Origin of the sequence: Ornithinimicrobium pulveris (assembly GCF_050261105.1) — a bacterium.
Classification (GTDB): domain Bacteria; phylum Actinomycetota; class Actinomycetes; order Actinomycetales; family Dermatophilaceae; genus Ornithinicoccus.
The window spans coordinates 3,159,808-3,174,190 of the sequence record NZ_CP189837.1 but is presented as its reverse complement, the minus strand read 5'-3'; the positions used below and the strand labels follow the sequence as shown (position 1 = coordinate 3,174,190).

General features: G+C 70.1%; 12 protein-coding genes. 5 read left to right on the top strand and 7 right to left on the bottom strand.

Annotated features, from left to right (window positions below; all coding sequences use genetic code 11):
* Nucleotides 1-2: 2 nt before the first annotated feature.
* On the bottom strand, nt 3-1,091 hold the full coding sequence (locus ACQBAT_RS14795; RefSeq protein ID WP_420748674.1) for a sigma-70 family RNA polymerase sigma factor: 1,089 nt from the start codon (nt 1,089-1,091) through the stop codon (nt 3-5).
* Nucleotides 1,091-1,558 carry a VOC family protein gene (locus ACQBAT_RS14790; protein WP_420748673.1) on the bottom strand — a complete coding sequence of 156 codons (468 nt, stop codon included), beginning with the start codon at nt 1,556-1,558 and terminating at the stop codon, nt 1,091-1,093. Before ACQBAT_RS14790 ends, ACQBAT_RS14795 begins: the two co-directional genes overlap by 1 nt.
* A 272-nt stretch (nt 1,559-1,830) precedes the next feature.
* Here ACQBAT_RS14790 and acs point away from each other — a divergent pair, with 272 nt between their 5' ends.
* The 3 genes from acs (at nt 1,831) to ACQBAT_RS14775 (ending at nt 9,155) form a co-directional block, all read left to right on the top strand.
* Nucleotides 1,831-3,804: an acetate--CoA ligase gene (acs, locus tag ACQBAT_RS14785; RefSeq protein WP_420748672.1), complete on the top strand. Its 1,974-nt coding sequence runs from the start codon at nt 1,831-1,833 to the stop codon at nt 3,802-3,804.
* Between the two features lie 66 nt (nt 3,805-3,870).
* Complete coding sequence (locus ACQBAT_RS14780; RefSeq protein ID WP_420748671.1) at nt 3,871-7,827, top strand: Pls/PosA family non-ribosomal peptide synthetase; 3,957 nt, start codon at nt 3,871-3,873, stop codon at nt 7,825-7,827.
* 8 nt (nt 7,828-7,835) lie between these two features.
* Nucleotides 7,836-9,155: a M1 family metallopeptidase gene (locus ACQBAT_RS14775; protein WP_420748670.1), complete on the top strand. Its 1,320-nt coding sequence runs from the start codon at nt 7,836-7,838 to the stop codon at nt 9,153-9,155.
* A 45-nt stretch (nt 9,156-9,200) separates the two neighbouring features.
* On the opposite strand, the gene ACQBAT_RS14770 is transcribed toward ACQBAT_RS14775, so the two are convergent.
* On the bottom strand, nt 9,201-10,250 hold the full coding sequence (locus ACQBAT_RS14770) for a zinc-binding dehydrogenase (RefSeq protein ID WP_420748669.1): 1,050 nt from the start codon (nt 10,248-10,250) through the stop codon (nt 9,201-9,203).
* Between the two features lie 134 nt (nt 10,251-10,384).
* Nucleotides 10,385-10,852, bottom strand: coding sequence for a pyridoxamine 5'-phosphate oxidase family protein (locus ACQBAT_RS14765; RefSeq protein WP_420748668.1), 468 nt, complete (start codon nt 10,850-10,852; stop codon nt 10,385-10,387).
* A gap of 177 nt (nt 10,853-11,029) precedes the next feature.
* On the opposite strand from ACQBAT_RS14765, the gene ACQBAT_RS14760 reads away from it, so the two are divergent.
* Nucleotides 11,030-11,602: a hypothetical protein gene (locus ACQBAT_RS14760; protein ID WP_420748667.1), complete on the top strand. Its 573-nt coding sequence runs from the start codon at nt 11,030-11,032 to the stop codon at nt 11,600-11,602.
* Nucleotides 11,599-12,153 (top strand): hypothetical protein, encoded by a 555-nt coding sequence (locus tag ACQBAT_RS14755; RefSeq protein ID WP_420748666.1) that lies wholly within the window; start codon nt 11,599-11,601, stop codon nt 12,151-12,153. Before ACQBAT_RS14760 ends, ACQBAT_RS14755 begins: the two co-directional genes overlap by 4 nt.
* On the opposite strand, the gene ACQBAT_RS14750 is transcribed toward ACQBAT_RS14755, so the two are convergent.
* The 3 genes from ACQBAT_RS14750 to ACQBAT_RS14740 are packed head-to-tail and all read right to left on the bottom strand — an operon-like array spanning nt 12,047 to nt 14,373.
* Nucleotides 12,047-13,276, bottom strand: coding sequence for a multidrug effflux MFS transporter (locus tag ACQBAT_RS14750; protein ID WP_420748665.1), 1,230 nt, complete (start codon nt 13,274-13,276; stop codon nt 12,047-12,049). The two genes, ACQBAT_RS14755 and ACQBAT_RS14750, sit on opposite strands and share 107 nt — an antisense overlap.
* A gap of 10 nt (nt 13,277-13,286) precedes the next feature.
* Nucleotides 13,287-13,667 carry a GNAT family N-acetyltransferase gene (locus ACQBAT_RS14745; protein ID WP_420748664.1) on the bottom strand — a complete coding sequence of 127 codons (381 nt, stop codon included), beginning with the start codon at nt 13,665-13,667 and terminating at the stop codon, nt 13,287-13,289.
* On the bottom strand, nt 13,555-14,373 hold the full coding sequence (locus ACQBAT_RS14740; RefSeq protein ID WP_420748663.1) for a hypothetical protein: 819 nt from the start codon (nt 14,371-14,373) through the stop codon (nt 13,555-13,557). Before ACQBAT_RS14740 ends, ACQBAT_RS14745 begins: the two co-directional genes overlap by 113 nt.
* Nucleotides 14,374-14,383: the final 10 nt, after the last annotated feature.

Here is a 14,383-nt window from a genome sequence, read left to right as displayed (position 1 = left end):
GATCAGGCCGGCGGCGCCCCCGAGCCCACCAGGACCTCGGGCAGTCCGGCCTGCGCGAAGACTGCCGGATCGAAGAATCCGACCACGCCCTGCACCTGGTCCTGCGCCACGTCCACCACGCAGACCTGAAAGGCGCGATAGATCACGTCCTGGTCCTGGTCCTGGTCGTGGTCGTGGTCGTGGTCGTGGTCGTGGTCCCTGAGGTACATCGCCATCGACGGCTGGCCGTTACAGAAGATCGGAAGGATCCGGAAGTCGGCAGGGCCGGAGGCCGGGCACTGAGTCCCGATGAGCGCAGCGATGTCGGCGCGTCCCACGTAGAACCGGTCGAAGGGTGGCATCTGCCAGGTCGCCTGTTCCGTCATCACTCCTACCACCGCAGGAACGTCATACCGCTCGAAGGCATCGCACAGCTCGGCGAACACCTCACGCTCACGTTCCGACAGCTCACTCACCCGCCGGCCGGCTTCCGGCAGCCCGTCTCCGATCGTTGCTCGCGCCCGCTGCAGAGCGGAGTTGGCAGAGGCGACCGTGCACTCCAGCACCCGTGCCGTCTCGGCGGCCGACAGTTGGAGCACCTCCCGCAGCACCAGGACCGCCCGTTGACGAGGTGGCAGGTCCTGCAAGGCAGCCGCCACCGCCAACTGCACACCTTCTGTGCAGACGACGGCATCAGCCGGGTCCTGACTCGCCGATCCCTGGCCGAACACCAGCCGGTCGGGGAGGGGCTCCAGCCAGGGGATAGAGCGGTCCTCCTGGACCGGTTCGTGCGGATCTCCGGGCGGTTGCCCCAGGCCGCTCGGGAGTGGGCGGCGCGACTGCTGGCGCAGCGCGGTCAGGCAGCTGTTGGTGGCGATGGAGTACATCCAGGTCCGGACTGAGCTGCGCCCCTCGAAGGAGTGAAAGGCTCTCCAGGCCCGCAGGTAGGTCTCCTGGACCAAGTCCTCGGCCTCGTTCGCCGAGCCCAGCATTCGGTAGCAGTGGGCGATCAACTCACCACGAAGGGGTCCGGTCGCCTTCTCGAAAGCAACCTCCTCCTCGGGGGTCAACATCGCCCCGTCGCCGCGTGTCGTGACCTGGTCCGCACTCATCAGCCCTCCTCGCGCGCCGCTTCGTCCATGAACAGCATCTCCCAGACGTGCCCGTCGAGGTCGACATAGGACCGGCCGTACATCCAGCCGTGGTCCTCGCTGCGCCCTGCGCGGCCACCTGCGGCGATGGCTCGCTCGACCAGTTCGTCGACAGCCTCGCGCGAGGCGACAGAGAGACATAGGAGCACCTCCGAGGTCCCCTGTTCGGCGATCGTAGTCCCGCGCTGTGGGCTGAGGCCGTGCCCGTCGGCCACGTCCTGCCAGTCGTGCCCGTCGTGCCGACCGGGAAGGAAGCTGGCGAACAGCTCGTGCCGAAGCAGCATTGCCGCCAGCGTCGGCCCCAGTTCCAGGCACAGCGCATCGCCGTCGCAGAATTCCTCGTTGAAGGTGTACCCAAGCGCCGTGAAGAACGCGCGGCTGCGGTCAAGGTCAGCCACCGGCAGGTTCACAAAGATCAGGTCGTGCATGGCAGGTCCTCTCCTGTATGCCGTGCACCCGGACGGTGCGCAGCTCCTGAGGATGGGACTCCCGGACTTCCCGTAAGTCATCGCCGACACACTGGCTCAACTCACCGACACCGGATGCCCATCGGGAGCTGCTTCGACAGCGTCGGGGACACCCCCACGCGATGATCTCAGCCTGACCGCAGCCGTGCCGACCCCGCACCCCGCCCGGTAACGCTCCCGGCGAGCGCAAGGCATACTCGATCGGGAGAACCCGGCCACGACGAGGAGGCACGATGTCCAGCGAAGGACTGTCCAACCTGCTGCACGAGGAGCGCACCTTCGAGCCGAGCGAGGAGTTCGTCGCGCAGGCCAATGGCACTGCCGAGCTCTTCGAGCGCGCCGAGCAGGACCGCGAGGCCTTCTGGGCCGAGCAGGCCCGCGCCTACGTGCAGTGGGAGACCGACTTCGAGAAGGTGCTGGACTGGAGCGAGGCTCCGTTCGCGAAGTGGTTCCTGGGCGGCCGGCTGAACGCCTGTGTGAATGCCGTGGACCGGCACGTCGAGGCCGGCCACGGCGACCGTGTCGCGATCCACTGGATCGGCGAGCCCGAGGACGAGACCCGCGACATTACCTATGCCGAGTTGCACGGGATGGTGCAGCGCGCCGCCAACGCGCTCGCGGACCTAGGGGTCGGCGAGGGCGACACCGTCGCGATCTACCTGCCGATGATCCCCGAGGCGGCCGTGGCGATGCTCGCCTGCGCACGACTGGGCGCACCGCACTCGGTGGTCTTCGGTGGCTTCTCCGCCGAGGCCCTGCACAGCCGGATCAACGACGCTGGCGCCAAGGTCGTCATCACCGCCGACGGCGGCTACCGACGCGGCAAGCCCTCGGCCCTCAAGCCGGCCGTGGACGCCGCCCTGGACCACGACGACAACCCGGTGCAGCACGTCCTCGTCGTCCAGCGGACCGGGCAGGAGACCGACTGGACCGAGGGCCGCGACGTTTGGTGGCACGAGGCACTCGAGGCAGCGGACGAGACCCACGAGGCGCAGGCCTTCGACGCCGAGCACCCGCTGTTCATCCTCTACACCTCCGGCACCACCGGGAAGCCGAAAGGGATCTTCCACGCCACCGGCGGCTACCTGGTGCAGACGGCCTACACCAACGCGATCGTCCACGATGTGCACCCCGAGACCGACGTCTACTGGTGCACCGCCGACATCGGCTGGGTCACCGGCCACTCCTACATCGTCTATGGCCCGATGACCCTCGGTGCGACCCAGGTGATGTACGAAGGCACCCCGGACACGCCCCACCAGGGCCGCTTCTGGGAGATTGTCCAGGACGCCAAGGTGACCATCCTCTACACCGCCCCGACGGCGATCCGCACCTTCATGAAGTGGGGCGAGGACATCCCGGCGAAGTACGACCTGTCCTCGCTCAAGCTGCTCGGCTCGGTCGGCGAACCGATCAACCCCGAGGCCTGGATGTGGTACCGCCGAGTCATCGGCGGCGACCGTACCCCGATCGTGGACACCTGGTGGCAGACCGAGACCGGCGCGATCATGATCAGCCCGGTGCCCGGTGTCACCCCCACTCGTCCAGGCTCGGCGCAGCACCCGATCCCCGGCATTAGCGCCCTGGTCGTCGACGACCTCGGCGAGCCGGTCGAGAAGGGCTCGGGCGGCTATCTCGTGCTCACCGAGCCGTGGCCGTCGATGCTCCGCGGCATCTGGGGTGACCCGGAGCGGTATGTCGACACGTACTGGAGCCGGTTCAAGGACGTCTACTTCGCCGGGGACGGCGCCAAGTTGGACGAGGACGGCAACATCTGGGTGCTCGGCCGGGTGGATGACGTGATGAACGTGTCCGGCCACCGGATGTCGACCGCCGAGATCGAGTCCGCGCTGGTCAGCCACCCCAAGGTGGCCGAGGCGGCGGTCGTCGGCGCCACCGACGACACCACCGGCCAAGCGATCTGTGCCTTCGTCATCCTCCGCGAGGAGGCCGTCTCCGAGGCGGACGACGCGGGTGAGGGCGAGGACCTCGTCGCCGAGCTGCGCAATCACGTCGCCCGGGAGATCGGCGCGATCGCCAAGCCGCGCCAGATCATGGTCGTCCCCGAGCTGCCCAAGACCCGCTCGGGCAAGATCATGCGCCGTCTGCTCAAGGATGTCGCTGAGAACCGCGAGGTCGGTGATGTCACCACGCTCGCGGACTCCTCGGTGATGAACCTGATCTCGGAGGGCATGACCAAGGGCTAGGACAAGAGGCGCGCGAGGAGGCGGGCGCGAGGAGGCGAGCCGACCGCATACGGCAGACTCAGCCCCGTGTCCGACGCCGAGCCCGAGACCTCGCCGAACATTCCTCCCGCCCTGCTCGCCGGTGACCGGGCGACCCCGCCCCGCACCCTCGTCGACATCCTGCTGCACACCTGCGCCGAGGCCCCCGACGCCATCGCGGTCGACAGCGGCCTGCGCACGCTCACCTATGCCGAGCTCGAGAGCGCCGCGCACGCCGTGGCCAACCGGTTGGCCGAGCAGGGAATCGGACGCGGAGCCAAGGTCGGCATCCGGATCTCCTCGGGCACCACCGAGCTCTACACCGCGATCGTCGGGGTGCTGCTGGCGGGAGCGGCCTACGTCCCGGTCGACGCGGACGATCCAGACGAACGCGCCCGTGTCGTCTTCGGCGAGGCCGGGGTGGCCGCCGTCATCGGCAACGACCTCGAGATCACCCCTCGACCCGGCACCCACCACGGCACCCCGGGGGAGGAGCCCGACCTCACCGACGACGCCTGGGTGATCTTCACCTCCGGCTCTACCGGCACCCCCAAGGGCGTCGCGGTCAGCCATCGCAGCGCCGCCGCCTTCGTCGACGCCGAGTCCCGACTCTTCCTCCAGCACGCCCCGATCGGCCCGGGAGACCGGGTGATGGCCGGGCTCTCGGTCGCCTTCGACGCCAGCTGTGAGGAGATGTGGCTGGCCTGGGCACACGGCGCCGCCCTCGTGCCCGCACCGCGCTCCCTGGTCCGCGCCGGCGTCGACGTCGGCCCCTGGCTGGTCGCCAACGACATCACGATCGTGTCGACCGTGCCGACCCTGGTCGCGCTCTGGCCGACCACCTCGCTGGACACGGTCCGGCTCCTCATCCTGGGCGGCGAGGCCTGCCCGCCCGAGCTCGCCGCCCGCCTGCAGGGGCAGGGCCGCGAGGTCTGGAACACCTATGGACCCACCGAGGCCACGGTCGTCGCCTGCGCAGCCGTCCTCGACGGCTCCACCCCGGTCCGGATCGGTCTGCCGCTGGATGGCTGGGATCTTGCCGTGGTCGACGAGCAGGGCGTGCCAGTCCCTGGGGGAGCCAGCGGCCAGCTGATCATCGGCGGCGTCGGCCTCGCCCGCTATCTCGACCCCGAGAAGGACGCCGCGGTCTACGCCCCGATGCCTACCCTCGGCTGGGAGCGCGCCTACCGCTCCGGGGACATCGTGGTTAACGACCCCGTCGGCCTGCTGTTCGGCGGCCGCGCCGATGACCAGGTCAAGCTCGGCGGCCGCCGGATCGAACTCGGCGAGGTCGACGATCACCTGCTGCGGCTGCCCGGCGTCGTCGGCGCCGCGGCCGCCGTCCGTCGCACCGCCTCCGGCAACCAGCTGCTCATCGGCTACCTGACCACCGACGACTCCTACGACGCCGAGACGGCCCAGGACCTGCTGCGCGAGCGGATGCCGGCCGCCCTCGTCCCGCGCCTGGCTGTCGTCCCTGACCTGCCCACCCGCACCTCCGGCAAGATCGACCGCGACGCCCTGCCCTGGCCGCTGCCGCGCAGCGGCTCCCAGTCGGACACCTCCGGTCTCAGTCCCCTCGAGGCCTGGATCGGCGAGATCTGGGCCGACGTCATGGGCGCCGACGTCACCTCGCCGAAGGACGACTTCTTCGAGGCAGGCGGTGGCTCACTCACCGCTGCTCAGATCGTCGGCAGGTTGCGCGAGCGCTATCCCGAGGTCGCGGTCGGCGACCTCTACACCCACCACACCGTGGGCTCGCTGGCCACCGTCCTGAAGGACCTCGGCACCGGTCCCGCCCCGGTCGACCGCACCGTCCGCCCGATCCGGCCCAAGACCCAGATCGGTCAGGTCCTCGCCCTCGTCCCGCTGCGCACGCTCGCCGCCGGGCGCTGGCTCGCCTGGCTGATGCTCGCCACCAACGCCGCCCACCACTGGCTCGACCTCACCTGGCTGCCCTCGGTCCCGTGGCTGCTGGCCGTGCTGACCGCGGTCGTCTTCCTCGTCCCCCCGGTCCGGATGGCGCTGGCGGCCCTTCTCATCCGCATGGTGCTCAGCGGCGTCCGCCCCGGCGTCTGGCCGCGTGGCGGCAAGGTCCACCTGCGGCTGTGGTTGGCCAACCGGATCCAGGACGAGCTCGCCGCGGTCTCCTCCGCCGGCACGCCGTGGCTGCAGCGCTACGCCAAGGCGCTCGGCGCCCGGATCGACAAGGACGTCGACCTGCACGCGCTCCCACCGGTCACCGGCTTCCTCACCCTCGGTCGCCAGGCCGCGATCGAGCCCGAGGTCGACCTCGACGGCTACTGGATCGACGGCGACCGCCTCCATGTCGGCCACGTGAGGGTCGGCGCGAAGGCCCGGGTCGGTGCGCGCAGCATGCTCGCACCCGGCGCGCACGTCGGCAAGGAGGCGGAGATCGCGCCCGGTTCGCTGGTGACCGGAGCCGTCCCCGCCGGCGAATACTGGTCCGGCTCGCCCGCCCAACGCGTCTCCGCCCACGCGCGCGGCGCCTGGTCGGACACCCCGCCCCCACCGGGTCGCACCTGGTGGCTCGGGTATGCCGTCGCCGGGCTGTATGTCGCTGCCCTCCCCGTCCTCGGGGTGCTGGCCGGCGCGGCCGTGGTCCTCCCGGCGCTGTCCGGCACCACCTCGGCCGCTCAGGCCTGGTCCGCGGCGTGGCCCTGGCTGCCGCTCGCCGTCCTGGTCGGGTATGCCCTGGTGGGACTCCTCGTCCTGCTCACCGTCCGCGTCTGCTCGGTCTGGGTGGCCCCGGGGCACGTGCCGACCCGGTCCGGGCGCGGGCTGGCGGTGTGGACCACCTTCCGGGTGCTGGACGAGGCCCGGACCTGGCTGTTCCCGATGTACTCCGCCGCGATCACCCCGATCTGGCTGCGCCTGCTCGGCGCGCGCATCGGCCGCGGGGTCGAAGCCTCGACGGTGCTTCTCATCCCAGGCCTGGCCCAGGTCAACGACCATGCCTTTCTGGCCGATGACACCCTGATCGGCTGCTACGAGCTCTCCCGCGGCTGGCTGCGGGTGGAGCGGGTCAAGGTCGGCAAGCGCGCATTTGTCGGCAACTCCGGCATGGTCTCAGCCGGCCGCAAGGTGCCCCGCGAATCCTTGGTCGCCGTCCTGTCCGCCGCCCCGCGACGCAAGAAGGTCAAGGCGGGAACGTCATACCTGGGCAGTCCTCCCACCCGCCTGCGCAGGGCGGCGGGGGAGGTCGACGCGAGCCGCACCTACGACCCCCCGACGCGGCTCAAGGTGTACCGCGGGCTGCTGGAGACCTGCCGGCTGGTGCCGATGCTGCTGCAGGTGCTGCTCTTCACCGGAGCCGGGCTGGCGATGCTCGCGCTGCTCCAGGTGCACGTCCTGCTGGCCTTTGCCCTGGGTGGTGTGGTGCTGGCCCTTGGCGGAATCCTCGCCGCTCTGATCGCCTGTGCGGCAAAGTGGACGATCGTCGGTCGTCACCGCGCGGAGGACCACCCGCTGTGGTCCGGCTTCGTCTGGCGCAACGAACTCGCCGACACCTTCACCGAGGTGCTGGCCGCGCCCTGGTTCGCCTCGATCACCCAGGGCACGGTCGTGCTCAACGTGTGGCTGCGGATGCTCGGCGCGCAGATCGGCCGCGGTGTGTGGTGCGACAGCTACTGGCTGCCGGAGACCGACCTGGTGCGACTGCGCGATGGCGCCACGGTGAACCACGGCTGCGTCGTGCAGACCCACCTCTTCCACGACCGCGTGCTGAGCATGGACACCGTCACCCTGCAGGCCGGCGGCACCCTCGGTCCCAACAGCGTGATCCTGCCCGCCGCGACGATCGGGCGACATGCGACCGTAGGGCCGGTCTCGTTGGTGATGCGTGGAGAATCGGTCCCGGCCCAGACCCGGTGGATCGGCAACCCGATCGGCCCGTGGGAGCTGGACGAGCCCAGCCAGCAGAGCGCGAACGATGAGCACGACCAGATGGATGAGCAGGACGAGCAGCAGGAGGTGACGCGGTGAGAGGTGGCGTGGCGAAAGGTGCCGACCCCTACGTCTCGGGACATGGCGACCTGTCCTATGAGGTGCTGAACCACGACCTGACCCTCACCTACGCGCTGCCCAGCAACCGGCTGGAGGGTGAGGCTGTGCTGACCTGCCGTGCCCTCGAGCCGATCGGCGAGGTCGCGCTGGACCTGCGGCTGACACCGGTGCGGGTGAGCGTCGACGGTCGGGCTAACAAGAAGTTCCGCACCCGGCTGGGCAAGCTCGTCATCACCTTGCCCCGCACCTTCGCTGCGGGGGAACAGGTGAGCATCGCGGTGCGGTATCACGGCAACCCGCGCCCGATCCGCAAGGCCGGGCACGACCCGGCCGGCTGGGAAGAGCTCACCGACGGCGTCATTGTCGCCTCCCAACCCCACGGTGCCCCCTCCTGGTATCCGTGCAACGACCGCCCCTCGGCCAAGGGCACCTATGCCCTGTCCTTCACCACGGCCGCGGACTACCACGTGGAGTTCAGCGGCGAGCCGCTCGCGCGGGTCCGACGGGGTGCCACCCGCACCTGGACCTTCCGCCAGGATCAGCCCATCCCCAGCTATCTGGCGACCGTCCAGATCGGGCGTTATGAGGTAACCGAGCAGAAGAACAAGGCCGGTGTCCCGCTGCGCGTGGTCGCTCCGACCGGCCTGCGGGGCAAGGCTTTCGACGAGTCCTTCGGCCGGCAGCCGCAGATGATGGACCTCTACGTCCGGCTCTTCGGCGAGTACCCGTTCGCCTGCTACACCAGCGTGATCACCGATGATGCGCTGGAGATCCCGCTCGAGTCAGCGGCGCTGTCCACCTTTGGCCGCAACTTCGTCTCGGCTCAGTGGGACAGGGTGCGCCTGGTCGCGCACGAGCTCGCCCACCAGTGGTTCGGCAATGCCGTCACTCTGGCCCGGTGGCAGGACATCTGGCTGCATGAGGGCTTCGCCTGCTACGCCGAGTGGCTGTGGTCGGAGGAGTCCGGCGGCCGCTCTGCCGAGGAGCGGGCCCGGTATCACCACGGCCGCCTGGCCGCCGGGCACGTCCAGCCGAGCCCGCTCGCGGATCCGGGGGCGCGGCACATGTTCGACGACTGGGTCTACAAGCGTGGCGCGCTGACCCTGCACGCCCTGCGGCGCACGGTCGGTGACGACGCCTTCTTCGACCTGCTGCGGAGCTGGGTGGCCGACCACCGGGGCGGCAGCGTCTCCACCGAGGACTTCCTCGCCCACTGCGAGCGCGCCGCGGGCCAGCAGGCGGACGAGGTCGTCCGCCTGCTCGCCCGCTGGCTGCGCGACCGGGACCTGCCCGACCTGCCGGCCTAGGTGACCTCTGGCAGCCCGAGCCGGTGTGACGTGCCGTATGGCGTGTCAGCCTTCGTTGGTCACGATCACCTTGAGCGCGTGCTCGTCGGCGGCCCGGCTGAAGGTGTCGTAGGCCTCGTCCCACTGGTCGAAGGTGAACCGGTGGGTGACGAACTTCTCCGGCGCGATCCGGCCACCTTCGATGTCCTCCAGCAGCTGGGGCGTGGTGGTGGCGTTGACCAGACCGGTCGTGATGGTGATGTTGTTGATCCAGTCGCGCTCGATCGGGAAGCTCACCGGCACGCCGTGGACGCCCGCGTTGGCGACCCGGCCGCCGGGGCGGATGGAGTCCAGGCACAGCTCGAAGGTGGCGGGGATGCCGACGGCCTCGATCGCGACGTCGACACCCTTCCCACCGGTCAGCTCCTTGATCTGCTCGAGCGCCTCCGGACCCGCCTCGATGGTGTCGGTGGCGCCGAACTCGCGCGCCTCCTCCAGGCGGAACTTGTTGCCGTCCACGGCGATGATCCGTCCTGCCCCGGTGGAGGCGGCGGTCATCACCGCGGCCAGCCCGACCGGGCCGACCCCCACGACGGCGACGGTGTCGCCCTCCTGCACGGCGCCATACTGGACCCCGATCTCGAAGCCGGTCGGCAGGATGTCGGAGAGCATCGTGCCCTGCTCGGCGCTCACGCCCTCGGGCAGCGGGATGAGCCCGTTGTCGGCGAACGGGACCCGGACGTACTCCGCCTGGGTGCCGTCGATGAGGTGGCCGAAGATCCAGCCGATCCCGCCGAGCGTCTCGCAGTGCGAGGTGAGCCCGCGGTGGCAGTTGTCACAGGACATGCACTTGCTGATGCAGGAGATGATCACCCGGTCCCCGACCTTGATCTTGCTCACGCCCTCCCCGACCTCGGTCACCACACCGACGCCCTCGTGGCCCAGGATCCGACCCGGCTCGACCGTCGGCACATCGCCCTTGAGGATGTGCAGGTCGGTGCCGCAGATCGTCGTGGTCTCCACCTTGACGATCGCGTCGGTGGCCTCCTGCAGGGTGGGGTCGGGCACCTCTTCCCACGCCTGTTGACCGGGTCCGTGGAACACCATTGCCTTCATGAGCAGCACCTTTCCAAAGGGTTGAGCCTGCTCGACGGCGGTGGCGGTGGCCCCGCCCCCATCACGTGCGAGCGGCTACCTTCACACTACCGCGTGTCGTAGGTCCTCGGTAGTGCTCGAGAGTGCTGGGTGCTTCAGTCCTCGGGCATCATCCGACGCCACGGTCGAGCGAGCTGGAACTCCCGCCCGCTGACCTCATCGACCTCGATCGCCACCACGTTGAACTTCTCGGTGGAGATCCAGGGCCGCAGCCGGAGGTTGTCGGCGTCGCGGGCCTCCTTGCCCTTCAAGATCTGTGCCTTGCCGCGCGCGATCACGCTCCAGGCACGCTCCTGCTCGTCGTCGACCTGGTCGATCTCGAAGGCCACGTCCTCGTTCATCACCACGCCGAGCAACTTGGAGCCCTCGGCGGTGCGGAAGACCAGCCGACCCTCGTCGGCGGCGTAGTTGATGGGGGTGATGTGCACCTCGTCAGCCAGATGGAAGGCCAGGCGACCGAATTCCAGCGCCTCCAGCCTGCGCCAGCACTCCTCCTGCGAGAGCACGCTCATCGGTTCGCGGGCGCTGATCGGCTCGCGGCTGGTGGGCTCGTGGTCGGTCATGGCTGCCTCCTCGGCGTCCCTGCGATAGTGCCCACCATCCTATGACGCACTGTCGTAGTCGCGCTGGGTCGCGTTCTGCACCCCGCGACCTATGCTGGGGTGCAGCATCGGCGAGGACGGTGCCCGGGTCCCGGACCACCAGGGAGTTCTGGCACCGAGATGACAGAGGGGAACCGCATGAGGCAGGACACTGCGGACCGGGTCACGGCGAGGCAGCCGACCGGCGCTTCGCGCACCTTCGACTGGAACTACGCCCTGCGCGCGGTCATGGCCAGCGCCTTGGTGGGGGCAGCCGCCGGGATGGTCGGGGGGCTGATCGGCTCCGGCTTCCTGCTGATCATCGGGATCGCCGTCCCGTCGATGATCCTGGGCATCCCGCTGCTCATCCTTCTGATGGGGGTGGCCGGGCTGCTGGTGGGCACGGCGGTCGGCCTGCCGGTCGGGCTGCTGCTGGGTCTGATCGGACACCGAATCACGCAGGTGCGGACGGGTCAGTGGCTGGTCGGGGTGACCACGTTCGTCGCGGCCGTGCTGGCCACGCCGCTCCTGCTCTGGGTCGCCACGGTCGGCCGGGGGCCGTTCAGCCGCACCTCCGATGACCCGCCCTTCCTGATGGCCGCGCTGATCGCGGTGATCCCGGCCCTTCTGCTGGCCTGGGTGATGAGCCGCAAGGTCCCCACCATCCTGCAGCGGCAGTCGGGCCCGGGCTCGTCAGCGACGCCGGGAAAGGCACCGGAAGCCGCGTCGTGACTGCGCGGCCCTCGCGTTGGTTCGAGTGGCGGTATGCCGCGCTCGGGATGGGATCCGGTGCGCTCGTCGGGCTGGCGACGGGTCTGTTGGCAGGCCTGATCTTTGTCGTCATCGCCCTCGTCACCGAATCTTCGCTTGACGGCTTCACCCTCGGGACGGCGGTGATCACCCTCCCGCTTCTCGGCATCGTGGTGGGGCTGTTCGCCGGCGGAGTGGTCGGGATCCCGACCGGGTTGGTGCTCGCTCTCGTCGGACCTCACGTCACCGCGATGCCCCGGGCCCGCCGGGTGATGGGGGTGACCACTTTCGTGGCGGGGATGCTCTCTGCGCCGCTCGCTCTGTGGCTGATGGGGATCACCGATGGTGAGGTGGGTGGGCTCGACCCGCGGGGCGCGTTCACCTGGATCGTGCTCGCGGCGCCCTGCCTGGCCGGGGCCTACCTCGTCAGCCGGTGGGTGCCGTCGGTGCTGCGGGAACGCGCGCGGCTCGCGGGTCCCGCCGATGCCACGTCCACAGACCCGCACCTAGGAGCGCAAAGCCTGCACTCGTGAGCGCGATCGTGCCCAGGCTGGCCGAGACCAGCGGCACGATCGCTCCCGCCAGCAGCGCATTGAAGATCAGCGAGGCGAAACTGGCCATCGACGCCGCTGACCCGCGGTGGTGCGGGAAGAGGTCCAGCATCGCCAACTGCAGCACCGGGAAGACGATCCCGATCGCGATGCCCATCACCGCCGGACCGAGCACCGCCCAGGGCAGCACCGGCACCCCCATCGCCAGCAGCACGTTCACCAGGCAGGCCACCAGCAGCCCGGCCATCGTCACGTCCACCATCCGCTCGGTCGCCACCCGCCCGGCGAGCCGGTTGGTCAGCCACGATCCAAGCACCATGCCGCCGATCATCGGCACGAAGAGCATCCAGAAGTCCTGCTCGCCCTTGCCCAGCAGGTCCACGACCACGATCGGGGCGGCCACGACATACACGAAGTAGGAGGCGAAGGAGAAGGCCGCGCACAGGGCCAGTCGCTCGAAGCTGCCCGACCTGGCGACCCGCCAGAGCCCGCCCACGACCGCACCGGCCCGCAGCGGCTGCCGATCCTGTGTCGGCAGCGTCTCCGGGAGGACGAGCGCGGTCAGGATCGCGGTCGCCACGGCATACAGGCCGACGAACCAGAAGATCGCCGGCCAGGTCCAGAAGCGCAGGATCTCCCCACCGATGACCGGCGCGATGGCCGGGGCGATCGCGAAGATCATCATCACGCGGGCCATCAGCCTCTGCGCCTCGGGTCCCTCGAAGAGGTCGCGGATCACGGCCCGGCTGACGATGGTCGCCGCGCCGGCGAACAGCCCCTGCACCCCGCGCGCCGCGAGCAGCACGCCCAGGTTCGGCGCCAGCGCGCAGACCACCGAGGCCACCGTGTAGCCGATCAGCCCACCGATCATCACCGGCTTGCGGCCCAGCGTGTCCGAGATCGGCCCGTGGAAGATGCTCATCACCGCGAAGCAGACCAGGTAGACGCTGGTGATCTGCTGCAGGGCGGTGCTGTCCACCTCGAACTCGCGCCCGATCGCCGCGAAGCCGGGGAAGATCGTGTCGATCGTGAACGGGCCGATCATCGCCAGGCTCGCGAGCACGACCGTGATCAGCCAGCCCGCGCGGGCCCTGCGTGTGGTCACCCGGGCGACGCTACCTCCTGAGCTGCCACGCGCCCTGCGCACCCATGGCCCGGAAGCCGAGGTCGGCGTTGATCGCCAGCATGTGGGTGTTCTCCACGGCGTTCCAGGTGTGCACGCGGCGGACGGTGGGCGCCACCTCGCGCAGCCGGGCGAGGTTGGCGGCCTTGACCCGCCGCCCCAATCCGTGGCCGCGGTGGTCGCCGTGCACCAGGGTGTCGTCCTGGGTGGCGCAGGCAGGGGCCTGGGGATCGTGGGTGAGCTCGGTATAGGCGACCGGCTCACCCTCGGGGTCGAGCGCGACCGTGGTCAACCGCAGGTCCCCCAGATCCGCGAGCCGCTCGTCGTGCTCGGCAACCCGCGCCGCGTCCCACTGCTCCTCGCCGAAGTCCACGCCGCCGGTCGGGGTATCCACGCTCATCCGGTTGCGCAGCCGCGCCATCCCGGCGCGCAGCTCCGCGGGCCGTCGCACCTTCCCAGACCCGAGTCCGGTATGCCGTGTGGCTGGCCGACCCCTCCACCCCGCCCTGTGCGGCCGGCTGGGCGGGCAGATCGGCCAGGTCCAGCACCGAGTAGAGCTGGACCTGCTCCAGCGTGAAGCCGTGGGCGGCGAACCAGCGCGCCCGCCGGTCCTCGAGCACCTGGCCGCTGCCGGTGCTGGGCTCGAGCCAGGTCACGGGGCCGTCCTCGACGTCGCTCTCCGGATGCATGGCCCAGGTGGACACACTGGTCCGGCCGTGCTCGGTCAGGATGTGCTCCGCCGCCGCCCACAGGGTGTCGTGGACCTCGTCGAAGGGCGCGCCGGAGGTGGGATCCCAGCTGGGGAAGAAGAAGCCGAGGTGCTGGTTGTCCCGCACCGGCATCGTGACGTGCGCGGCGCCGACCGCGCGGCCGGAGTCGTCGCGGGCGAGCAGCCGCTCTCGGCGGGTGGACTCCTGCCGCGTCAGCCCGAGCGCCACCGCCCTGGCCGGGTGCACCAGATCCTCGTGCCCGTAGAGACGGCGGTGGTGTGCGCGTTCCACCTCGACCAGGTCCAGGATGTCCTGCGGGAGAGGGGCGTCGAGGTCGGGCACGGGGATCGAGGCGACGGTGAACGACATACCGACATCC

Excerpts from the sequence above, each read along its gene's own strand:
- ACQBAT_RS14795 (WP_420748674.1), bottom strand. The coding sequence starts at position 1,091 with ATGAGTGCGGACCAGGTCACGACACGCGGCGACGGGGCGATGTTGACC.
- ACQBAT_RS14790 (WP_420748673.1), bottom strand. The coding sequence starts at position 1,558 with ATGCACGACCTGATCTTTGTGAACCTGCCGGTGGCTGACCTTGACCGC.
- acs (WP_420748672.1), top strand. The coding sequence starts at position 1,831 with ATGTCCAGCGAAGGACTGTCCAACCTGCTGCACGAGGAGCGCACCTTC.
- ACQBAT_RS14770 (WP_420748669.1), bottom strand. The coding sequence starts at position 10,250 with ATGAAGGCAATGGTGTTCCACGGACCCGGTCAACAGGCGTGGGAAGAG.
- ACQBAT_RS14765 (WP_420748668.1), bottom strand. The coding sequence starts at position 10,852 with ATGACCGACCACGAGCCCACCAGCCGCGAGCCGATCAGCGCCCGCGAA.
- ACQBAT_RS14760 (WP_420748667.1), top strand. The coding sequence starts at position 11,030 with ATGAGGCAGGACACTGCGGACCGGGTCACGGCGAGGCAGCCGACCGGC.
- ACQBAT_RS14740 (WP_420748663.1), bottom strand. The coding sequence starts at position 14,373 with ATGTCGTTCACCGTCGCCTCGATCCCCGTGCCCGACCTCGACGCCCCT.